This is a genomic window from Formosa haliotis (assembly GCF_001685485.1).
Classification (GTDB): domain Bacteria; phylum Bacteroidota; class Bacteroidia; order Flavobacteriales; family Flavobacteriaceae; genus Formosa; species Formosa haliotis.
Genome location: NZ_BDEL01000001.1, coordinates 1,832,373 through 1,853,031, shown reverse-complemented (window position 1 = coordinate 1,853,031; position 20,659 = coordinate 1,832,373). Strand labels below are relative to the sequence as shown.

Annotated in this window: 22 protein-coding genes; 10 read left to right on the top strand and 12 right to left on the bottom strand. The window is 34.2% G+C overall.

The genetic code is table 11. The features are described 5' to 3' along the window. Nucleotides 1-4 precede the first annotated feature (4 nt). Entirely contained in the window at nucleotides 5-376 is a 372-nt protein-coding gene (rsfS, locus tag A9D35_RS07435; protein ID WP_066221091.1) for a ribosome silencing factor, read from the bottom strand. A 94-nt stretch (nucleotides 377-470) separates the two neighbouring features. On the opposite strand from rsfS, the gene A9D35_RS07430 reads away from it, so the two are divergent. Further along, on the top strand, nucleotides 471-1,202 hold the full coding sequence (locus tag A9D35_RS07430; RefSeq protein ID WP_066221089.1) for a biotin--[acetyl-CoA-carboxylase] ligase: 732 nt from the start codon (nucleotides 471-473) through the stop codon (nucleotides 1,200-1,202). Here A9D35_RS07430 and A9D35_RS07425 read toward each other — a convergent pair. Together A9D35_RS07425 and pyrE are read right to left on the bottom strand one after the other, a co-directional pair. After that, nucleotides 1,199-1,594 carry an SRPBCC family protein gene (locus tag A9D35_RS07425; RefSeq protein ID WP_066221086.1) on the bottom strand — a complete coding sequence of 132 codons (396 nt, stop codon included), beginning with the start codon at nucleotides 1,592-1,594 and terminating at the stop codon, nucleotides 1,199-1,201. The genes A9D35_RS07430 and A9D35_RS07425 overlap by 4 nt on opposite strands. 26 nt (nucleotides 1,595-1,620) lie before the next feature. Continuing rightward, nucleotides 1,621-2,265, bottom strand: coding sequence for an orotate phosphoribosyltransferase (gene pyrE / locus A9D35_RS07420; protein ID WP_066221082.1), 645 nt, complete (start codon nucleotides 2,263-2,265; stop codon nucleotides 1,621-1,623). Between the two features lie 130 nt (nucleotides 2,266-2,395). Between pyrE and A9D35_RS07415 the strand changes: the two genes are divergently transcribed. Beyond that, nucleotides 2,396-2,977 carry an NUDIX hydrolase gene (locus tag A9D35_RS07415; RefSeq protein WP_066221076.1) on the top strand — a complete coding sequence of 194 codons (582 nt, stop codon included), beginning with the start codon at nucleotides 2,396-2,398 and terminating at the stop codon, nucleotides 2,975-2,977. A 75-nt stretch (nucleotides 2,978-3,052) separates the two neighbouring features. Here the strand turns inward: A9D35_RS07415 and A9D35_RS07410 are convergent, their stop codons facing one another. The 5 genes from A9D35_RS07410 to A9D35_RS07390 all read right to left on the bottom strand — a co-directional run bounded on the left by A9D35_RS07410 (nucleotide 3,053) and on the right by A9D35_RS07390 (nucleotide 9,547). Then, nucleotides 3,053-3,733, bottom strand: coding sequence for an N-formylglutamate amidohydrolase (locus A9D35_RS07410; protein ID WP_066225917.1), 681 nt, complete (start codon nucleotides 3,731-3,733; stop codon nucleotides 3,053-3,055). Then, nucleotides 3,730-4,956, bottom strand: coding sequence for a carboxylate-amine ligase (locus A9D35_RS07405; protein WP_066221073.1), 1,227 nt, complete (start codon nucleotides 4,954-4,956; stop codon nucleotides 3,730-3,732). Before A9D35_RS07405 ends, A9D35_RS07410 begins: the two co-directional genes overlap by 4 nt. Nucleotide 4,957: 1 nt before the next feature. Beyond that, nucleotides 4,958-6,403, bottom strand: coding sequence for a RimK family ATP-grasp domain-containing protein (locus tag A9D35_RS07400; protein ID WP_066221070.1), 1,446 nt, complete (start codon nucleotides 6,401-6,403; stop codon nucleotides 4,958-4,960). Nucleotides 6,404-6,489: 86 nt separating this feature from the next. Beyond that, complete coding sequence (locus A9D35_RS07395) at nucleotides 6,490-7,770, bottom strand: chloride channel protein (protein ID WP_066221066.1); 1,281 nt, start codon at nucleotides 7,768-7,770, stop codon at nucleotides 6,490-6,492. 43 nt (nucleotides 7,771-7,813) lie between these two features. Next, entirely contained in the window at nucleotides 7,814-9,547 is a 1,734-nt protein-coding gene (locus A9D35_RS07390) for a M14 family metallopeptidase (protein WP_066221063.1), read from the bottom strand. A 96-nt stretch (nucleotides 9,548-9,643) separates the two neighbouring features. Here A9D35_RS07390 and A9D35_RS07385 point away from each other — a divergent pair, with 96 nt between their 5' ends. Next, nucleotides 9,644-11,308: a SulP family inorganic anion transporter gene (locus A9D35_RS07385; protein ID WP_066221060.1), complete on the top strand. Its 1,665-nt coding sequence runs from the start codon at nucleotides 9,644-9,646 to the stop codon at nucleotides 11,306-11,308. Nucleotides 11,309-11,326: 18 nt separating this feature from the next. On the opposite strand, the gene coaD is transcribed toward A9D35_RS07385, so the two are convergent. Both coaD and A9D35_RS07375 read right to left on the bottom strand, forming a co-directional pair. Further along, complete coding sequence (gene coaD / locus A9D35_RS07380; protein WP_066221055.1) at nucleotides 11,327-11,791, bottom strand: pantetheine-phosphate adenylyltransferase; 465 nt, start codon at nucleotides 11,789-11,791, stop codon at nucleotides 11,327-11,329. A gap of 206 nt (nucleotides 11,792-11,997) precedes the next feature. Then, nucleotides 11,998-12,972, bottom strand: coding sequence for a D-alanine--D-alanine ligase (locus A9D35_RS07375; RefSeq protein ID WP_066221053.1), 975 nt, complete (start codon nucleotides 12,970-12,972; stop codon nucleotides 11,998-12,000). A 104-nt stretch (nucleotides 12,973-13,076) separates the two neighbouring features. Between A9D35_RS07375 and A9D35_RS07370 the strand changes: the two genes are divergently transcribed. From A9D35_RS07370 to A9D35_RS07355, 4 genes are all read left to right on the top strand, one after another. Then, nucleotides 13,077-13,634, top strand: coding sequence for a PASTA domain-containing protein (locus tag A9D35_RS07370; RefSeq protein WP_066221050.1), 558 nt, complete (start codon nucleotides 13,077-13,079; stop codon nucleotides 13,632-13,634). Between the two features lie 3 nt (nucleotides 13,635-13,637). Further along, nucleotides 13,638-14,681: an RluA family pseudouridine synthase gene (locus A9D35_RS07365; RefSeq protein WP_066221046.1), complete on the top strand. Its 1,044-nt coding sequence runs from the start codon at nucleotides 13,638-13,640 to the stop codon at nucleotides 14,679-14,681. Nucleotides 14,682-14,988: 307 nt separating this feature from the next. Next, entirely contained in the window at nucleotides 14,989-15,747 is a 759-nt protein-coding gene (gene yaaA / locus A9D35_RS07360) for a peroxide stress protein YaaA (RefSeq protein ID WP_066221043.1), read from the top strand. Then, nucleotides 15,704-16,042 carry a hypothetical protein gene (locus tag A9D35_RS07355; protein ID WP_066221040.1) on the top strand — a complete coding sequence of 113 codons (339 nt, stop codon included), beginning with the start codon at nucleotides 15,704-15,706 and terminating at the stop codon, nucleotides 16,040-16,042. Before yaaA ends, A9D35_RS07355 begins: the two co-directional genes overlap by 44 nt. Before the next feature lie 149 nt (nucleotides 16,043-16,191). On the opposite strand, the gene A9D35_RS07350 is transcribed toward A9D35_RS07355, so the two are convergent. Beyond that, complete coding sequence (locus tag A9D35_RS07350) at nucleotides 16,192-16,329, bottom strand: 30S ribosomal protein THX (RefSeq protein WP_066221039.1); 138 nt, start codon at nucleotides 16,327-16,329, stop codon at nucleotides 16,192-16,194. Nucleotides 16,330-16,375: 46 nt separating this feature from the next. Between A9D35_RS07350 and A9D35_RS07345 the strand changes: the two genes are divergently transcribed. From A9D35_RS07345 to A9D35_RS07335, 3 genes are all read left to right on the top strand, one after another. Beyond that, on the top strand, nucleotides 16,376-17,029 hold the full coding sequence (locus A9D35_RS07345) for a uracil-DNA glycosylase family protein (RefSeq protein WP_066221037.1): 654 nt from the start codon (nucleotides 16,376-16,378) through the stop codon (nucleotides 17,027-17,029). Between the two features lie 440 nt (nucleotides 17,030-17,469). Next, on the top strand, nucleotides 17,470-18,798 hold the full coding sequence (ffh, locus tag A9D35_RS07340; RefSeq protein ID WP_066221035.1) for a signal recognition particle protein: 1,329 nt from the start codon (nucleotides 17,470-17,472) through the stop codon (nucleotides 18,796-18,798). Between the two features lie 34 nt (nucleotides 18,799-18,832). After that, nucleotides 18,833-19,717, top strand: coding sequence for a bifunctional 5,10-methylenetetrahydrofolate dehydrogenase/5,10-methenyltetrahydrofolate cyclohydrolase (locus A9D35_RS07335; protein WP_066221029.1), 885 nt, complete (start codon nucleotides 18,833-18,835; stop codon nucleotides 19,715-19,717). Nucleotides 19,718-19,902: 185 nt separating this feature from the next. Here the strand turns inward: A9D35_RS07335 and rluF are convergent, their stop codons facing one another. Further along, nucleotides 19,903-20,658, bottom strand: coding sequence for a 23S rRNA pseudouridine(2604) synthase RluF (gene rluF, locus A9D35_RS07330; RefSeq protein ID WP_066221026.1), 756 nt, complete (start codon nucleotides 20,656-20,658; stop codon nucleotides 19,903-19,905). Between the last annotated feature and the right edge of the window lies 1 nt (nucleotide 20,659).

The following is a 20,659-nucleotide window of genomic DNA, read 5'->3' as shown; positions in this document are numbered from 1 at the left end:
AATTCTAATAATTCGTTTCAATTATAGTTGTTTTTGCGTCGCCCCAAAGGCTCTCAATGTCGTAGTATTCGCGGATGTGCTTTTGAAAAACATGAACCACAACATTTACGTAGTCCATTAATACCCATTCGGCATTGTCTTGCCCTTCAATATGCCAAGGTTTATCTTTTAGTTCTTTACTAACTTTTTTCTGAATAGCGTTTACTATGGCATTTACTTGCGTGTTAGAACTTCCTTCACACACTATAAAATAGTCGCAAACCGTATTTTCTATTTCACGTAAATCTAAAATATTTATTTCCTTCCCTTTAACATCTTCAATTCCACTTAGTATAGTAGAAATTAGCAGGTCTGCATTTGTGTTTTCTTTAACCATTAATTCGATTTAATTTGTACAAAGTTATTATTTTTTAGTTCTTTATACTTTAAAAATTACAGAAGTTTTCATCCTGCTAATATAAATAATATAAATGCGTATAATCAAACTTGATGCCATCGATTCTACAAATACTTTTTTAAAACAATTAAGTACTTGCGAATTATTGGAGGATTATACAGTGGTTGTTGCCAAAGAGCAAACTATGGGCAGAGGCCAAATAGGAACCGTTTGGGAGTCTGAACCTGCTAAAAACCTTATGTTTAGTGTATTTAAACACGTGACTTTTGTTCCAATAGAAAAGCAATTTTATATAAGTATGGTTACCGCCATTGCCATTTTTAAAGCCCTGAAAAAACTGATGTTGCCAAAAGTTCAAATAAAATGGCCTAACGACATTTTGTCAGCAAACAAAAAAATCTGTGGTGTTTTAATTGAGAATATAGTAAAACAGGGTGGACTGCGAGACAGTATTTTAGGTATAGGAGTGAATGTAAACCAGACAAATTTTAACGGGCTTCCGCGTGCGTCTTCTATTGTAAATAAAATGGGGCGAATTTTTCATTTAGATGAAGTGTTGCACCATATTCTTATGGAGTTAAAAGAATGTTTTGCTTGGCTAGAACGTGAACAATACGATAAAATTAAAAGTGAGTACGAAAGTGCCTTGTTTAAAAAAAATAAACCTTCAACATTTCTAGATGCTGAAGGTCATATGTTTGCGGGTTTTATAATTGGTGTAACAGATTTTGGTAACTTGAAAGTGCTTTTAGAAGACCAAATTATAAAGGAATTCGAACTTAAAGAAGTTACCTTACTTTATTAAACCGATTCTGGCATTTTTGTAACTAAGGTTTCGATAAATTTCGAAATAGGGCCTTTTATCATCATGGCCATCATAGGATTAAAATCGCCTTCAAACTGAAGTTTTACGTCGCTTTCTCCAGATTCCGTTTCATTAATATGACCTATTAAAGAGAAATCTATTTTTCCTCCTGCAGCGCCAAGAACGATTTTATTAGGTGGAACCACTTCTTTCTTTTTTAAGACTATTTCTGGCATACCACTTAAAGCAAAAAGAAATTTGTCGTCACCTAAAATTTCGAACTTACTTATATTATCTGGCATTAGTTTTTCGAAATTTTTTATGTCCGAAAGAAAATCGAAGACCTCTTGAGGTGATTTACCTATACTTACTTTTGGAGATTCTAAATTCATGATTTATTGTGTTTATTATAACCCAATCAAATAGCGTTCCATTCACTCGGGTTAGCATTCCAATCTGTTAAAGTTTTTACTTCAGACTGCGAGATATAATTCGTTTCTACAGCTTGTTCAATTAAACTTTCGTAATTACTTAAGGTTTGTAGCGAAACATTTTCCTTTTTAAAATTCTCTGTGGCAACACTAAATCCGTAAGAAAAAATGGCAATCATACCTTTTACATTCAGTTGTGCTTCTCTTAACGCTTTAACAGCATTTAGACTGCTTTTTCCTGTGCTAATTAAATCTTCAACCACAACTACATTCTGACCTTTTTGAGCAAAGCCTTCTATTTGGTTTTGTCTACCATGGCTTTTAGCTTCTGGTCTTACATAAATAAAAGGTACGCCTAAATATTCTGCTACCAGCATACCAATGCCTATGGCACCTGTGGCAACCCCAGCTATAACATCGGGTTTTCCATATTGTTTTTCAATATGTTTGGCCATAGTTTCACGTATATAGTTTCTAATAGGAGGGAACGATAGTATAATCCTATTATCGCAGTAAATAGGAGATTTCCATCCAGAGGCCCACGTAAAAGGAGCACTAGGGCTAAGTTTTATTGCATTTACCTGCAATAAAACTTCAGCAGTTTTTCGAGCGGTATGTTTGTTAAAAATCATAGTTACAAAACTACACATAAATTTAAATTAATGTAATAGTTAGTTAGGATTAAAATTATTTTTTTAAAGTTATTAGGTTTGCTTTAAAAATTGATACTTTTACCTCAATTAATACAGGATATTTTTTAATATGTATAAAATTTTTGTCAACGATAAGCCTATTGTTTTAACCACAGAGGTAGAAAAGGAAACGTATTTTAAGAATTATTTACTAGATACTGTACATATTGGTAAAGTTATTAAAGATTTGAATAATACGTCTTTAAAAGAGGTGAGGTTAATTCATAAAAACCCAGATAAACTGCTTAAAAAGTTTCTGAAAAAGTTGCCTAATGTTGTTGCTGGAGGCGGAAAAGTATATAATAAAGATGGAAATATTTTATTTATATACCGAAATGATAAATGGGATTTACCTAAAGGAAAGGCCGAGCCAAAAGAGTCTATCGAAGAAACGGCTTTACGAGAAGTAGAAGAAGAAACCGGGGTTACAGGATTAAAAATTACCAAGCCATTACACTCTACATACCATATTTTTAAACGCAACGGAAAGTTTAAAATTAAAGTGACACATTGGTTCGAAATGTCAACGAATTTTAAAGGCAACCTTTGGCCTCAATTAAACGAAGGTATTACAAAAGTGGAATGGTTAAACGAAATAGAAGCCATTCAAGCTCTAGAGAATTCGTATGCTAATATTCGTCCGCTTATTTAATGTGTTGCGCGTTTAAATTGTGTTATTAGCAATTCTGATAATCGGTTTAGCACATCTACACATAAAGTTTCTAGTTTATAAACAGGCTTTTAAAGCGTCGTAAATTTGACGTTTTAATGCAGATGGCATCAAATTATTTTTAGAATATTTCTGATTGATTTCAAGTTCAATACCTAAATATTTTTCCGGGAAATGTTGGCGTAAATAGGTTGTAAACCCGTCGGCACTTCCTAAATAAGGATAATTATATCGTACTTTTAAAGTAGAATTTTGCTTTTCAAATTCTGTTTTAAAGTGTTTGCAAAATGTTTTTTCTGCTATTTTAGAACTATCGTATAATAATGCCAAATCGGTTTGGCGTTCTAATCCGTTTAAAACTGGCGTAAAGCTATGTACAGATAGATGTAAAATAGTATTTCCTTTAGTAGTCTCTTTTTTTATATACTGTTCAACCGCATTTCTATATACTAAATAATAACCATCAATTAGTCGTTGTTTCGTGTCTTTTGATGTCCGTTTCGTATATTCTGAAAATAGATTGTTATGATGCAAAGAACGATTCAGTTCTATAAGTAACCGACTCGTTTCGCTAAAGTTTGAAAAACTAGAAAGCGGTTTTAAATATTTAAACACATCTAAAGCACCTAAATCGTATCCTCGATGAGAATTCAGAATAACTTCTGAATTCTCAAATAAGGATATATATCGTGTTGGAATCGTGTTTCCGCCATGTTCGCAGGTTAAAACGAGTTTCATTTTAAAAATAAAAGGTTGTTTTGAAGACAATCGGCTAGGTTTGTATAGACACTTTTTATACGTGCTTCGGAAAAATCGTCTGCCAAAGCATTTTCAATTCGCGTCGCTAAAGTGCCTTCATTTAAAATGGTTTCAATTGTTATATGATGCGATTTATGAATATGAGGTTTCGCTAAATCGTAAAGATGCCTCCAAACATTTTGTATGCTTGTTTCGTCTTCAATATCAAATAGATTCAGATAATCTAAATTGGTAATTATAGAATTTTCACCAAATTTTATAGCATCATTTAATATGCTAAACAAATCTTCTTTTACCCAACGTTTTTGAGCAGCTAAATGCGCTAATTTTTTATTGACTAATAATTTAAGAGTTTCAATAATTAATGCACAAATTGCTAAATCTGCTTTCGGGCATTCCTGAATATCTATTAAACGAATTTCTATAGCATTCCTGTCGAATCGCGCAATGGCACCACGAGAATTTAAAAAATGATGATCTAAAATCTTGTGCGTATCAAAAGGTTGTATGGCTTTTTTTATCGGTTCAAAAATGGTAGCGTAATAGTCTAATTTTGTAAACACACGTTCTGGAATTACCAAACCGGTAAGCTCAGGAATTTCTTTCTGGTTGGTTTTGTAATATTCTAAACGGGTATCTTTAAATCCTGTAATTTTGCTTTCAAGAATAGGAGAACTTGCGCTTAACCCAGGAATTAAAGGTAAAATAATTCGGATGGCAGCATGTAATTTTTCGAATTCCTTGTCGTCAAAAAACGGCAAATTAATGTGTACGCTTTGCACGTTACTCCAGCCGTGACCTTTACAGTTAAAAATACGATTATACAATTCGTAAACCTCACTGTAACTGTGTTTCCAAAGCTCGGTGTCGGTTTCAGGTTTCATAAATGGATGCGCCGCAGATGGTAACAACTGGGCATTTTGCCCTTGTAATAGGCTATTTATTTCTTTAACGTTTTTATAAAATTCGTCCGCTAAGCTGTTTAAATCTTTAGTTGGTCCGTTGGTTTTTAACTCTACCACATGCGCCACTAATTCATTGCTCCATGCAATTTTACCATTAACGATGTCCGAGGTTAATTTGCCTTTTTTTTTAGTTAAAAGCGCATCAACAATTGGAGCTATTTTTAAATCGGATTGATTAACTAGCATGTATTCTAGTTCAATTCCATAAACATCAAAAAGATGATATTTTTTATTCATTTTAATCTAAACGTTTTTTTAGTGCTGAAAGAATTTCGGTGTAAACCAAATCGCCATAATAGGCATCTTCTACACCAAAATCGATATTAGGATTGTCGTTAATTTCTATAACCATAGGTTGGTTATTTACCACCTTTATGTCGATGCCATATAAACCTTTACCCATAAGTTTAGCCGATTTTACGGCCATTTTTAAAACATTTTTAGGCACTTGTTCTATAGGCAAACAATCGGCATCGCCATCTTGTTCGGTTTTCTTTTTAGCATTCCAGTTATAAATTTGCCAATGGCCCTTGGCCATATAATATTTACATGCAAAAAAAGGTTTGTCGTCTAAAATTCCAATGCGCCAATCATAATCTGAAGGACAAAATTCCTGTGCAATAATCAAGTCCGATTCTTTTAGCATTTCCGAAACCAAAGCTTGATATTCCTCTGCTGTTTTCGCTTTTTTAACACCAAATGAAAAGGTGGAATCTGGAGCTTTTAATACACACGGTAAACCGACACGATCTAGAACCTGATTTTTATTGTCTTTATGAACAATAACAGTTTTTGGCGTTTCTATATTGGCATTTTGTAACGCTTCTGCCATATACACCTTATTGCAGCATTTTAAAATGGCATCTGGATAATCTATAATCGCAATGCCTTCCTGCTGTGCTTTTCGTGCAAAGGCATAAGCTTCATTATTTACCTCGGTACTTTGGCGGATAAATAAAGCATCAAAAGACGACAAGCGTGATAAATCTTTAGGCTCGATGATTTCGGCATAAATATTCATTTTTTCAGCCAAATCGACGAATTTCTTTAAAGCTTTACTGTTACTTGGAGGCGCCGGATCTTTTGGATTTACAAGTATAGCCAAGTCGAAGTCGCTTTTATTTAACTTCGGAATATCGTAACGCTTTTTAGAAAAATACTGATTTGCAAACTCCTGAACACTTTCTATATGCTCTACGGGAATCTCAGATTCCGAAATCGCTTTAATACTCTGAATATTCCATTTCGTAGTGTGATTGAATTTTACACGTAAAAACGGCACCTGAAAATGTTTGTAAAACAGTAGGCTTAACTCTTTGTATTTCTGAGCCACATTCTGACCAAAATAAATACTTAGTGTAAATTCTTGAGATTTAATGTTTTTTAAACTTTGCTGAATAATATCGTCGAATTCATCAGAGACAATGCGTACGAGTTTCAAAGCTTTTAAATCAACAATATTTTTAACCGTTGGAATAGGTAAATGTCCTCTAGCCTCGGCCAAAAGGGACACATAATAACCTTTGCTTTGGTAGGAGTAATCCTTACATAAATTAAAGATTCTAGCTTTTTTTACTAAGGCAAACTCGGGGTTTGTAAGATAATCTTGAGCAGAAATTACAGTAATATTCTCAATCGAAAAATTCCATTTTTCAGGTTGATTGACAACAATATATTTATTCATTTAAGACGCTGCATAGCGATAGAAATTTTAATCAAAAGTATATTATTTTTAAATATCTTTTACATTTTGAATAAAAATTTTAACCGCTATTTATGGTCTTGATCCTGAGTTTTTTGTGCGCTTATAAAAGGCACTTTTGGAGCGAGAAAATATCCTGTTAAACTCGCAAAAAGAATTGGAATTAAATGTCCGAAACCGGTTAATGTAGTTAGCAAAATTGTGGTACTCATAGGAGTTCGTGTAACACAAGCATTTATTGCGGCCATACAACTAACAATGGTTAGTGTTACACTTACCGAAGGTAAAAAATGATGAATAATAAGTCCTAAGGTGGTGCCTACAAAAAATAAAGGAATAATAAATCCGCCACGCCATCCAGAAGTTACGGTTATAGCAATGGCGATTATTTTAAAAATTAAAATGATAAAGAGAAATTTAAGTGAAAAATGGTTGTCAATTAATTCGTTTATTTCATGATGCCCGAAATAGCGCGTTATGGGTAAATAAAAAGCAATAACTCCAAGGATAAGTCCGCCTACACAGGTTTTAATATAAATTGGCATGGGATATTTTTCAAAAATGATTTTAAAACTTTTTACACAAAAAATAAACCCCCAACCTAAGGCTGTCGCTATAATGGCAAAGAGCACAGCGTAAGCAAAATCGAATATTCCAGAATATTCGTAAGCGGATAAATTCCAAACAGGACCCAGCCCTAAATGAATAATAAGTGCAAAAATAATATAGCTAAAACTACTCGCTACAAGCGCTGGAATTATGGCACGATAATACTCTACAGCATGCTTATAATGAAGAATTTCTAAGGCAAATAAACTACCTCCAAGTGGAGCTCCAAAAAGTGCAGTAAACCCCGAGGCCATACCTGCTATACTTAGCGATCTTAGGGCTTCTCCTTTTAAACGGAATATTTTTCCTAACCAAGTTCCTGTAGATCCTGTAACTTGTACTAACGGCGCTTCTGGACCCAGGCTTCCTCCAGAGGCAACGCAAAGTAAAGATGATAAAATCATGGACGGATTATTCTTCGGATTTAGTTTTCCTTTATTAAACCTGATGTTGTTTACAATAAGTTGAATTTCTCCAGGATCGCCAATAAAGTGAATAATTAACCCTGCTAGCAGTCCGCAAATTGCCATAACAGGAATAACTAGCCAACCTTCGAAAATTGAAATTTTATGAGTTAAGAATTCTAAAACAATCCAATAAACTCCTGCAATTACGCCGCCTATTAAGCCTAGTATGGCCCAAAGAAAAAAGGACCAACTAAACACAAACGGATTAAATTTTATAGGTTGATCGAGTAGGTTTAAATACTTGATTAACGACTTCTTTCTTTTTAAGCGCACTGGATAAGTTTATTAGATTGTTACAAATGTAAATGATGTTGAATTATTTTACACGATACACCGGATATTGCATATGCGATTTTTCGTAATAATTGGTTTGTTTGTGTAACCAATCTAATTGTGTATACCAGTTTTTTGCAAAAGCGGTGTCTGAAGTTTTCTTGGCTTCATATTCTCGTTTTAGTTTCGGGTTTTCTTTAAGAATATCAGAAATCAAATCTTCCCATACATAAGGAGAAAAACCTTCTTTTTGCTGTAAAATGGTATCGAAAAAGTTCCAATTAAAAAACGAATCTACTGCTTGAGGTTCTAAAGTTTCTAGCAAGTAACGAATTCCTGGCTGATTGGTTTCTACGTAATAATCGCCAGCGCGGAACGTGATGTCTTTTGTGGTTTTAGAGACAGTGGTGTTGCTGTGTAAATAATGCCCTTCGTAAGCATCCTTTTTAGTATCGAAACTTTCTATGCGGTAGGCTTCAACAGTAAACTTTTTGTCGCTGTCTAAACGAGTTAGCTTGATGTTGTTTAACTGTAATAACTCTATCACAGGAAACCAACCTTGCGGAATAATGTAGGCTTTTGGGATTTCAATTTCAACTGTAGGTTTAAAATAGTCTTGATATTTTACAGGTTTTGTAAAAGGTTTATTCCTATCGTATTTTAACCGTTCTAAACCCGTTACGTCACTTTTAATATATTCACCTTCAAAACCTTTAAATTGTAAGGTTGAAAATTTAGTGGTGTCTACAACCCATTGCAGCGGATAGGTTTTCGCTTGTTGCCAAGTTTTGGTGTCTTGGGCTTTAATTTTTTTAATGGTTTTATAGTCGGTTTCAATAATATCAATCATACTTTTCATTAGCTCGTAAGTGCCTTCAACGCGTTGTTTGTAAGGTTTCAACATATGCGTTTCAACCATCATGCCCAAAGTGTTAAATAAAGTAGTGTAGCCCGTAGAGTATCGAGGGTGATCTATAAACTGACTAAAACCAACTTCAGGAACTTGGTTAAATACATTGACGTACGGGGTAATATCCCAATCTTGTTTTGCTAAGTTTTGCTCTAATATAGGCATCATTTTGGTGTGAATATAGTTGCCTAATTCACCTCCAAGTTTATCATGTTGCGTAAACAAATGGGTTAGGGTGTATTGGTAATCTGCACCATTACTCACGTGGTTATCTATAAAAATATCGGGTTGTACACGATGAAAAATTTCAGCGAAGGCTTTTGCATTTTTGGTATCACTTTTTATAAAATCTCGATTTAAATCGTAATTCCGCGCATTACCTCGAAAACCGTATTCTAATGGCCCATTTTGATTCGTTCTTGTCGTAGAATTTCTATTTAAACTACCACCAATGTTATAAATAGGAATGGTCGCTATTACCGTATGTTTAGGCATGTTTAGTTTTCCTTGTACGATAGCTCGAAAGAGCATCATGGTGGCGTCTATCCCATCGCTCTCGCCAGGATGAATCCCATTATTAATAAGTAGAATACATTTGTCTTTTTGAATTTCAGAAAAATTAAAAGTGCTATCTGGATTTAAGGTGATTACGTGTAAGGGTTTGCCAGAATCTGTTTCGCCTATGGTTTGTATTGAAATTTGTGGGTAGGCCTTAGCTAAATTTTCATAATACTGAATGGTTTCTGCATAAGTAGCAGTTTCTAACCCTTTGCTTTTCTCGAAAGTTGTGGTAAAGGTCGTATTGTTTTGAGCCTGTAAGGTGTTTATTAATAGGAATATAATAATCGATAAGTTGGATAATTTCATTCTCAATAATTTTGGCTCAAACTTAATGAAATTATTATAGTAAGAACTTGTGTAAATCCTTTTTAACTGTATTTTTGCCCCTTCAAAACGGAAAACATGACAGATTTTATAAGAAAAATAACGCCTAATCCAAAAGATGATATATTGGCAGGTATTACGGTGTCGTTAGCCATGATTCCCGAAGTGGTTGCTTTTGCTTTTGTGGCGCAAATAGATCCATTAGTGGCGCTTTCTGGTGCTTTTATTGTTGGACTTATTACAGCTATTTTTGGTGGTCGGCCTGGGTTAATTTCTGGAGCAGCAGGTGCTGTTGCAGTTATTTTTGTGCACCTTATTTCCGAAGGTCATGCACGTGGAATGATGTTCGATGTACCTGTGGAAAACATGGGGTATTTCTACCTTTTAGCAGCCGTAATTTTAATGGGAATTATACAAATATGTGCTGGTGTTTTTAAGCTAGGTCGATTTGTAAGATTGATTCCTCACCCGGTTATGTTAGGGTTTGTTAATGGTTTAGCTATCGTTATTTTTATGGCGCAAGTACGTATGTTTTCTCATAAAAAATTAGAAGTCACAGCAGAAGGCGTTAAAAATTATATTAACATTCCGATGGAAGGATCGGAACTTTATATCATGATTGGCCTGGTGGCTTTAACTATGGGAATTATGTGGTTGTTACCAAAAATCACCACTAAAATTCCAGCAGCTTTAACGGCCATTTTAATTACTACGTTCGTTGCTGTTTTTGGTGGACTAGATGTAAGTACTGTTGGGTCTTATATTATTGAAGGTGGCGGAACTGGTTTAAAAGGGGAATTTCCAACTCCTAATTTAGAATTGTGGCAAAATTTGCCATTCAATATAGATACGCTTAAATTTATTTTACCCTATGCTTTTTTAGCAGCTTCTGTAGGTTTAATTGAATCGTTAATGACGATGAATTTAGTCGACGAATTAACAGAAACACGTGGTAACGGAAACCGAGAATGTATAGCTCAAGGTGCCGGAAATATGGTGAGTGGCTTGTTTGGAGGAACAGGTGGTTGTGGTATGATTGGCCAAACGGTTATTAATATTAATGCCGGTGGTCGAGGAAGATTGTCGGGAGTTATGATGGCTGTTACCTTATTAACTTTTATTTTATTTACTGATAAATATATAGAACAAGTGCCCATTGCCGCGTTAGTGGGGGTAATGTTTATGATGGTTATTGAAACTTTTGCTTGGTCTAGTTTCCGAATTATTAGAAAAATACCTGTAGCAGATGCTGTAGTTTTAGTGATAGTTTCTGCCGTTACTGTAATTTACGATTTAGCCATAGCGGTATTTGTAGGTGTAATTATTTCGGCTTTAGCTTTCGCCTGGGAAAATGCTAAAAAGATTAGAGCGAGAAAACGTTTATCTGATGATGGAAAAGTAAAAACCTACGAAATTTGGGGGCCATTATTCTTTGGGTCCATAACAGCGTTTAATGAAAAGTTCGATGTAAAAAATGATCCAGATGAGGTGATTATCGATTTTGTTGAATCTCGTGTAAGCGATCATTCAGCTTTAGAGGCGATTACAAATATTGTTAATAAATACGAAGCTGAAGGCAAAACCATTAAGCTGAAGCATTTAAGCGAAGATTGTAAAGCCTTGTTATATAAAGGTAATCCTGGGTTTAAAGATATTATTATAGAAGACGTTCATGATCCGCGTTACCATTTAGCGGCAAATCCTGAAGAGTTTCCTAAACCGCTTTCAGAATATAAATTTTAAAGAAAAGGCACCTAAAAATTAAGGTGCCTTTTTTATTCTTACATTGTCTGGAACAAGCAAGGTATAATCTCCATTATTTCTAATAACATCTCTAACAATACTCGAACTAATAAACGAGGTTTTAGAAGAGGTTAATAAAAATACGGTTTCAATTTCAGATAGTTTTCTGTTGGTTTGTGCAATGGCTTTTTCAAACTCGAAATCGGCTGGATTTCTAAGGCCTCGTAAAATAAATTCAACATCCATTTTCTGACAAAAATCAACCGTTAAACCAGAATACGTAGTTACGGTTACTTTTGGTTCATCTTTAAACGTGTCTTTTATAAACTGTAAGCGTTCTTCTAGTGAGAACATGTATTTTTTATCAGAATTAATTCCGATGGCAACAATAATTTCATCAAAGACTTTTACACCACGAGATATAATATCGTAATGGCCTAAAGTTAAGGGGTCGAAAGACCCTGGGAAAATAGCACGTTTCATAATTTAAAATTACGGTTTTTATTTTAAAGTTGTGTTTTTGGGGGATTAATAAAGTATCAAAGTATCAAAGTTACGGAGATTCGAAGTTACAGAAGTTCAAAGTTTTTTTTTTTCTGAAAAAAGCCAAATAATGGTTACCCTGAACCTGTTTCAGGGTAACACGGCGAGCGATTCTAAAATAACTTCAGAATGAATATTCCCAAAATCTACTTTAAAGCTTCAACAATAGCGCTGTCAAACAAATCGGCTAAGGATATTCCAGCAGCAGCAGCTTGTTGAGGTAGTATACTTTCTTTAGTCATGCCCGGTACCGTATTTATTTCTAACAAATGTGGTTCACCGTCTTTAAAAATATATTCGCTTCTAGAAAAGCCTTTCATTTTTAAAACCTCGTACACTTTTTTTGCTAAGGTATTGACTTGCTCTTCTTGGGTTTTTGTTAATCGGGCAGGGGTGATTTCTTGCGACTGTCCTAAATATTTTGCTTTATAATCGAAAAAATCATTTTCACTTACAATTTCTGTAATCGGTAATACTTTGGTTTTACCTTGATAGGTAATCACTCCTACAGAAACTTCTACACCATCTAAAAACGATTCAATAATAATTTCATCATCTTCTTTAAATGCCGTTTCTATAGACAGTTTTAAATCTTCTTTTTTGTAAGCTTTGGTAACACCAAAACTACTTCCGGCTTTGTTTGCTTTTACAAAACATGGCAGACCAACCTTTTCAATTATAGCATCTTCATTAATAGTATCGCCCAAATTTAAATAGTAAGATTCAGCTGTTTTTATGCCATAAGGCTTTAAAATACTTAAACAATCGCGCTTGTTATACGTTACCGCTGCTTGGTACATGTCGCAACTGGTTTGTGGCAGGTTTATAAGTTTAAAATAGCCTTGAAGGAAGCCATCTTCGCCTGGAGCACCATGAATGGCATTAAAAACACAAGCAAAAGTGGTTTTATTCCCATTGATAGTCACCGAAAAATCATTTTTATCTATCGGAAATTCTTGATTTTCATCATCAACATAAACCCATTTATTTTCAAAAATATGAATCCTAAAAGCATTATATTTTGATTTGTCAAGTGTTTGGTATACAACGTTTCCGCTATTTAGGGAGATTTGATATTCGCTAGAATATCCGCCCATGATGATGGCTATATTTTTTTTCATAACAATAACAAACGATGGAAAAAATCGTTTAGCTAAAATATCATTTATTAATCAAAAGTAAAAACGGAACGGTTTTTATATCTTTGCCTATCAAATTCTATCACATGAACCTTTTTAGATTTCTTACGAGTAAAACTTTTTTTCTGAATTTACTTTTAGCTGTAGTGGCTATTTTTTTATTGAGTTACTTTATGTTAAAGTGGTTAGATAATACTACAAATCACGGAGAGTTTGAAACCGTTCCAGATTTAACGGGAGTTTCTATAGAAGTAGCTAAATCTGAATTAGAAAAGAACAAATTAGTTATGCAAATTCAAGATTCTGCAAATTATAATCCAGACTACCCAAAGTTTTCGGTGATAGAACAAGATCCTAAAGCAGGATTTAAGGTTAAAGAAGACAGAAAAATATATATCACACTTAATCCGTCAGGATATAGAAAAGTGTTAGTACCAGAATTAACAGATCGTACCTTTCGTCAAGCAAAACCTACTTTAGAAGCCTTAGGTTTCCAGGTAGGAACCATTATGTATGTTGATAATATAGGAAAGGATATGGTTTTAGAAGTGTCTCATCAAGGAGAAGAAATAAAACCAGGCGATATGTTACCTAAAACCTCTAAAATCGATTTAGTGTTAGGAAACGGTAATAGACCAGAGTAAATTATGAGTGAGTATACACCACAAAATGAAGAGGCCGAAGACGAGCTTTACGAGCATTATGCGTTTACAGCAGAGAAGGGGCAATCGCCGCTTAGAATAGATAAATATTTAATGAATTTTGTTGAAAATGCCACGCGAAGTAAAATTCAAGCCGCTGCAAAATCAGGAAATATTTATGTAAATGGCGTTCCCGTTAAATCTAATTATAAGGTAAAAGGAAACGATGTTATAAAAGTGCTTTTTGCACATCCGCCATACGAGAATTTACTTGTAGGGGAGAATATTCCGATAGATATAGTTTACGAAGACGACGACTTGTTGGTTGTAAATAAGCCAGCAGGAATGGTCGTGCATCCAGGACACGGAAATTATTCTGGAACTTTAATTAATGCTTTAATTTATCATTTTGATAACCTTCCAGAAAACTCTTCTGGTCGCCCAGGTTTGGTACATAGAATAGATAAAGATACTAGTGGCTTGTTGGTTGTTGCGAAGACCGAAGAAGCCATGGCGCATTTGTCTTTTCAATTTGCCGAAAAAACATCAGAGCGTGAATATGTTGCTATTGTTTGGGGGAATGTAGAGGAAGAAGAAGGTACGGTAGAAGGTAATATTGGGCGTCACCCTAAAAACAGACTTCAAAACACCGTGTTTTTTGGAGATGAAGCCGAGAAAGGAAAACCGGCCGTGACGCACTATAAAGTTATAGAGCGACTGGGATATGTTACTTTGGTATCTTGTAAATTAGAAACAGGAAGAACACATCAAATTCGTGTTCATATGAAACATATTGGGCATACCCTATTTAATGATGAACGTTACGGAGGAGAAAAAATATTAAAGGGAACCACCTTTACAAAATATAAGCAGTTTGTAGATAATTGTTTTAAAATTTTGCCAAGACAAGCCTTACATGCAAAAACCTTAGGTTTCGAGCATCCAAGAACCAAGGAATTTATGCGCTTTAACACCGAAATTCCTGACGATATGCAGCAGTGTATCGAGAAATGGAGACATTATGTTAAGCATCAGGAAGTTGAAGAGTAATAAATATTTGTTATTCATAAATAAGAAATAACAGTCTTTATCTATTCTATTTGAGAGGTTAGATGCTTAATTTTACATGACTTTTTGAATATCTGTAATTAATTATAAGGTTTCTTGCCATGCTGAATTCAATTTCAAAGTCTCATCATAAAGTGATTATTTACAAGTTTGATGAGATATAGAAATGTCTTGCCTCGGGCAGGAGTTCAATATGACGAAATTATTATAGTGTTGCAGAAAACTGAGAGTCAGAATGATTTTAAAATAGAAATCAATATTAATGTTGAATTTGAATAACCTGAAATAAATGAAATTAGTAATATCTCCAGCAAAATCGCTAGATTTTGAACGCGAATTGCCAACTGATGTTTCCACTCAAGCCATTTTTTTAAAAGAAGCCGAACGTTTAAATAAGGTGGTTAAAAAGAAATCGGCTAAAAGTTTATCTAAATTAATGCATATTTCAGATGCATTGGGGCAGTTAAATTACGAGCGTAATCAAGAGTGGGAATTGCCATTTACTAGAGAGAATTCTAGACAAGCTATTTATGCATTTAATGGCGATGTGTATAGAGGATTTGATGCATATTCAATTGAAAAAGATAAATTAAGTCAGCTACAAAATACTGTCCGAATTATTTCTGGACTATATGGAGTTTTAAAACCCTTAGATTTAATACAGGCTTACCGTTTAGAAATGGGAACAAAATTGCCTGTTGGAACCAAAAAGAATTTATACGAATTTTGGAAAACAACGATTACCAAAGCTCTAAATGAAGATTTAGAAGACGGCGAATTGTTTTTGAATTTAGCGAGTAATGAATATTTTAAAGCGGTAGATGTTAAGGCCTTAAAAGTACCAGTTATACATGCCACATTTAAAAATTTTAAAAATGGCGAATACAAAATGATTGCCACCTATGCTAAAATTGCAAGAGGGTATATGGCTCGTTATGTAATAGATACAAATGCACAGACTATTGAAGATTTAAAAGGATTTAATTACGAAAATTACCGATACGATGAGCAACTCTCAACAGAAACCGAGCTGGTCTTTACAAGATAATAAACGGTCTGAAGAAGAACGGAAGGCCTTTACACCCACAGGAGAAACACCGAAAAAAAATACCGGTTGGTATATCGTTTCGGTGATTGCGGTTATTCTTTTAATTAGTTTTGTGTTAACGGTATCTTCCAAGAAAACTTTAGAAGCTTGTGTTACAGCAGAATTTTGTTTTAATTCTAAAGACGATGTGTTGATATATTCCCTTTATGTGTTTTCAACAATAACTATAATTGTTTTTGCTGTTTTCTTCGCTTATAAATTTGGGCAACGTTTTGGTAATATGCTAAAACGGTAATTTATTGTAAATGGTTATTGGAATATTTGTTTGACGTCACGCTGCATGTTTGCTAAATTCTAAATCGTAAGGTGTATAATAGTATAATGAGATCCTGATACATTAAGTGTGACTCAATAATAGAATACAATTATAGTGTTCAAATAGAGTTAGCGTTTTACTGTAGGATCTTTATCGAGATTTATTTTGGTCTCTGGATGTACTTTTTTCTTTATGCGCGGACGTCTTACGCCATACGTTCCCCGACTAATTTTACCTCGTTTGGTTTTTTTATCTCCTCTTCCCATTGTTTTTGTTTTAAAGTAGTAATTTTAGTGCAAACTACAAAAAAGAATGTTTATACATCGGCATCCTTATGCGCCTTTTATTCCTGAAAATGCAACCAAATTAATTGTAGGTACTTTACCGCCGCCGCGATTTAGTATGGGCCAACTAAAACCTGGCGATGTAAATTTTTGCTACGGTAGTATCGACGGACAATTATGGCCAATCTTAGACGCCATATTCCAATTAAATTTAAAGTTTGAAGATACCCAAGAGGCTATTCTTCAGCGTAAAAATTTTTTAAAATCAAGAGGTATTGGTATTTGCGATATCGTAGAAAGTGCCGAGCGGTCTAAAATAGATGCTTCCGATCTTGGTATGCAAAATATTACTTTGCGCGATGTGGTGGGGTATTTAAAACAATATCCAAAAGTAGATACCTTATTGTTTACGGGAGGAAATAGTAAAAATGGACCTGAATATTTCTTTAGAAAGCATTTAAAAACTTATGGTTTAAAGTTACGTGTTATATCTAATGAAGTGCCAAGAATTCATGAATTTAGTATTGGAGATAGACTCATTTCAACCGTCTCCTTAACCGCACCGTCTGGCGCGGCTAATAGAGCTGTTGGCGGTATGTCATTGTATAAGCAAATTAAACGGACTAATTCAAAATTCACTACTCAAGATTTTCGTATTATGCAATACCGCGAGTTTTTTTAATATTTTTTATATCTATTAAAACAGGTTTAAAACTGTTTTTTAATTTCTGCTTTTCAAACCTATTCAGTTTGTATTTTATATCGTTTCCTTGTTAAGGTATACGCTATACCATTTGTTAAAATACTACTGAAAAGATTCTTTTTCTTTTAAATCTGGTAAACCAAACTGATTTACCAGATTGGTTTACCAAAAATAGGAAATTAAATTTCATTTAGCCTAATTTTTACATGTAAAATTTATCTTTTTAATAATTGAGGTGTTAAAAAATTGATGATTTACATGTTTTTAGTTTTAACACTCTTAAGGTTTACCCGCCTATATCCCTAGGTTCGTAGTATATTAAAAAAGAATAGCTGCTCTTTGGTTTTTTATTTCGTCAATACTTCATTAATACGCTTCAAATCATTAAATTTGCACTTCTTAAAATTTGATGAAAGTTTATGTTTAATAATTTAAGTGAAAAGTTAGATAAAGCGTTACACGTTCTTAAAGGACATGGAAGTATAACGGAAGTTAATGTTGCAGAGACTTTAAAAGAAGTACGTCGTGCTTTATTAGATGCCGATGTTAACTTTAAAATTGCGAAAGATTTTACTACTAGGGTAAAAGAAAAAGCTCTTGGTCAAGATGTATTAACGTCTTTACAACCTGGGCAATTAATGGTTAAAATCGTTAAAGACGAACTAACAGAATTAATGGGAGGTGATGCTGCTGGGATTAATTTATCTGGTACGCCTAGCGTAATTTTGATGTCGGGTTTACAAGGTTCTGGTAAAACAACATTTTCAGGAAAATTAGCAAACTATCTTAAAACAAAGAAAACCAAGAAACCGCTTTTAGTTGCGTGTGATGTGTATCGTCCAGCGGCGATAGACCAGTTACATGTCGTTGGAGATCAGATTAACGTTGAGGTATTTAGCGATAAAGGAAACAGTAACCCTGTAGCTATTGCTCAAGCCGGTATCGAACACGCTAAGGCAAACGGATTTAATGTGGTAATTATTGATACCGCAGGTCGTTTAGCAGTAGATGAAGCGATGATGGATGAAATTTCTGAAATTCATAAAGCCATTAAGCCTCAAGAAACTTTATTTGTTGTAGATTCTATGACAGGTCAAGATGCGGTGAATACAGCTAAAGCCTTTAACGACATCTTAAATTTTGATGGTGTTATCTTAACCAAGTTAGATGGTGATACACGTGGTGGAGCTGCCATATCGATTAAATCTGTAGTCGATAAACCAATTAAATTTATTGGTACAGGAGAGAAGATGGAAGCTATCGATGTGTTCTATCCGTCTCGTATGGCCGATCGTATCCTTGGAATGGGAGATGTGGTGTCGCTTGTAGAACGTGCTCAAGAGCAGTTTGATGAAGAAGAGGCGAGAAAACTTCAAAAGAAAATTGCAAAGAATCAATTCGGTTTCGACGATTTCTTACAGCAGATTCAGCAAATCAAGAAAATGGGTAATATGAAAGACCTTATTGGAATGATACCTGGCGCTGGAAAAATGATGAAAGATATCGATATCGATGACGATGCTTTTAAACATATTGAAGCGATTATTCATTCTATGACGGTTCAAGAACGTACCAATCCTTCAATTATAAATGCTAGCAGAAAAAAGCGTATAGGAAAAGGGTCTGGAACGTCTGTACAACAAGTCAATCAGTTGTTGAAACAGTTTGACCAAATGAGTAAAATGATGAAAATGATGCAAGGTGGTGGCGGTAAACGTATGATGCAAGCCATGAAAAACATGCGTTAATTTTATAATCTAAATAAAAAATAAAATACTTCCCATGACAATTTTAGACGGAAAAAAGGTTAGTAACGATATTAAGGACGAAATCGCCGAGCAAGTTAAAAAAATGAAAGCTAAAGGGGAGAAAGTCCCACATTTAGCAGCTATAATTGTTGGTAACGACGGTGCTAGTTTAACTTACGTAGGTAGTAAAGTACGTGCTTGCGAGCGTGTAGGTTTCGAGTCTACTTTAGTTAAAATGTCTAATACAACAAGTGAAGTTGAATTGTTAGATAAAATTCAAGAACTTAACGAAGATCCTAAAATTGACGGGTTTATTGTTCAGTTGCCTTTACCAGAACAAATCAACGAACAAAAAGTATTATTAGCTGTAAATCCAGATAAAGATGTAGATGGTTTTCATCCTGCAAACTTCGGAAAAATGGCTTTAGATATGACGACATTTATTCCGGCTACTCCTTTCGGGATTCTAGAATTATTAGAGCGATACGGCGTAGAAACGAGTGGAAAGCACACCGTGGTTATAGGACGTTCTCATATTGTTGGTCGCCCAATGAGTATTTTAATGGGAAGAAAAGGATTTCCTGGAAATTCTACCGTAACGCTTACGCATAGTCACACTAAGAATATTACACAAATTACTTCGCAAGCAGATATTATAATCTCTGCGTTAGGAGTTCCTAATTTCTTAAAAGCAGAAATGGTAAAAGATGATGCTGTAATTATAGATGTTGGAATTACACGTGTTGCAGATGATACAACCGCAAAAGGATATAAAATTACAGGGGATGTAGATTTTGTAAATGTGAGTAAAAAAGCAAGTTATATTACTCCTGTTCCTGGTGGTGTAGGACCAATGACTATTGCTATGTTGTTAAAAAACACCTTGCTAGCATGCGAGAGACATAGAAAGCAATCTTAAAGATCTAATATAATATAAGTATACGCACAATTACAAGTTTAGTAGTTGTGCGTATTTTTTTTTGTCTAAAAATTAGGTGTGTTGTATATGCTTTTACAGCAGAATAAAATTAACTTCAGTAAGACAGATGGAGTAAAGAAGTTTTCCTGATCTAGTTATATTTAAAAAAGGAGGGGAATCTTAGCTTATTGTCGTCGTCTAGAAGGTCTAGCTGGAGAGTATGTTTTGGTAGATTCGCCAATTAAAATTTGAAGTTCTTTCATTTCTTCTTTAGTAATTTCGCGATATTCTCCTATGGGCATATCTAACTTTATATTTATGATACGGACGCGTTTTAAGGTTTGTACTTCGTAAGTTAAGTACTCACACATTCTACGAATTTGTCTGTTTAAACCTTGGGTGAGAATGATTTTAAACTCATAGGTCCCTAACTTTTCAACTTTACATTTTTTAGTAACACGGTCTAAAATTGGCACACCATTCGACATACGTTCTATAAACGTTTGAGAAATGGGTTTGTCTACCGTCACGATATATTCTTTTTCGTGATTATTGCTAGCTCTCAAAATTTTATTTACAATATCTCCATCATCGGTAAGGAGGATTAAACCTTCACTAGGTTTGTCTAAACGTCCGATAGGAAAAATACGTTTCGGGTAATTAATAAAATCAATAATATTATCTTTTTCAACGCGAGTATCTGTCGTGCACACAATCCCTACAGGCTTGTTAAATGCTAAGTAAACAAATTCTTTTTTTGTGTTAACAACCGGTGTGCCATCTACTGCAACTTCATCATTCGGAGCCACTTTTGTGCCCATTTCTGGTACAACTCCGTTAATAGTAACACGACCAGCTTCTATAAGTTTGTCGGCTGCTCTGCGCGAACAATAGCCAACTTCGCTTAAATATTTATTAATTCGTTTTAATTCCTCTTCCATA

What these genes read in the sequence shown, in the direction of transcription:
- rsfS (WP_066221091.1), bottom strand. Translation starts at nt 376, where the DNA reads ATGGTTAAAGAAAACACAAATGCAGACCTGCTAATTTCTACTATACTA.
- A9D35_RS07430 (WP_066221089.1), top strand. Translation starts at nt 471, where the DNA reads ATGCGTATAATCAAACTTGATGCCATCGATTCTACAAATACTTTTTTA.
- A9D35_RS07425 (WP_066221086.1), bottom strand. Translation starts at nt 1,594, where the DNA reads ATGAATTTAGAATCTCCAAAAGTAAGTATAGGTAAATCACCTCAAGAG.
- pyrE (WP_066221082.1), bottom strand. Translation starts at nt 2,265, where the DNA reads ATGATTTTTAACAAACATACCGCTCGAAAAACTGCTGAAGTTTTATTG.
- A9D35_RS07415 (WP_066221076.1), top strand. Translation starts at nt 2,396, where the DNA reads ATGTATAAAATTTTTGTCAACGATAAGCCTATTGTTTTAACCACAGAG.
- A9D35_RS07410 (WP_066225917.1), bottom strand. Translation starts at nt 3,733, where the DNA reads ATGAAACTCGTTTTAACCTGCGAACATGGCGGAAACACGATTCCAACA.
- A9D35_RS07405 (WP_066221073.1), bottom strand. Translation starts at nt 4,956, where the DNA reads ATGAATAAAAAATATCATCTTTTTGATGTTTATGGAATTGAACTAGAA.
- A9D35_RS07400 (WP_066221070.1), bottom strand. Translation starts at nt 6,403, where the DNA reads ATGAATAAATATATTGTTGTCAATCAACCTGAAAAATGGAATTTTTCG.
- A9D35_RS07390 (WP_066221063.1), bottom strand. Translation starts at nt 9,547, where the DNA reads ATGAAATTATCCAACTTATCGATTATTATATTCCTATTAATAAACACC.
- A9D35_RS07385 (WP_066221060.1), top strand. Translation starts at nt 9,644, where the DNA reads ATGACAGATTTTATAAGAAAAATAACGCCTAATCCAAAAGATGATATA.
- coaD (WP_066221055.1), bottom strand. Translation starts at nt 11,791, where the DNA reads ATGAAACGTGCTATTTTCCCAGGGTCTTTCGACCCCTTAACTTTAGGC.
- A9D35_RS07375 (WP_066221053.1), bottom strand. Translation starts at nt 12,972, where the DNA reads ATGAAAAAAAATATAGCCATCATCATGGGCGGATATTCTAGCGAATAT.
- A9D35_RS07370 (WP_066221050.1), top strand. Translation starts at nt 13,077, where the DNA reads ATGAACCTTTTTAGATTTCTTACGAGTAAAACTTTTTTTCTGAATTTA.
- A9D35_RS07365 (WP_066221046.1), top strand. Translation starts at nt 13,638, where the DNA reads ATGAGTGAGTATACACCACAAAATGAAGAGGCCGAAGACGAGCTTTAC.
- yaaA (WP_066221043.1), top strand. Translation starts at nt 14,989, where the DNA reads ATGAAATTAGTAATATCTCCAGCAAAATCGCTAGATTTTGAACGCGAA.
- A9D35_RS07355 (WP_066221040.1), top strand. Translation starts at nt 15,704, where the DNA reads ATGAGCAACTCTCAACAGAAACCGAGCTGGTCTTTACAAGATAATAAA.
- A9D35_RS07350 (WP_066221039.1), bottom strand. Translation starts at nt 16,329, where the DNA reads ATGGGAAGAGGAGATAAAAAAACCAAACGAGGTAAAATTAGTCGGGGA.
- A9D35_RS07345 (WP_066221037.1), top strand. Translation starts at nt 16,376, where the DNA reads ATGTTTATACATCGGCATCCTTATGCGCCTTTTATTCCTGAAAATGCA.
- ffh (WP_066221035.1), top strand. Translation starts at nt 17,470, where the DNA reads ATGTTTAATAATTTAAGTGAAAAGTTAGATAAAGCGTTACACGTTCTT.
- A9D35_RS07335 (WP_066221029.1), top strand. Translation starts at nt 18,833, where the DNA reads ATGACAATTTTAGACGGAAAAAAGGTTAGTAACGATATTAAGGACGAA.
- rluF (WP_066221026.1), bottom strand. Translation starts at nt 20,658, where the DNA reads ATGGAAGAGGAATTAAAACGAATTAATAAATATTTAAGCGAAGTTGGC.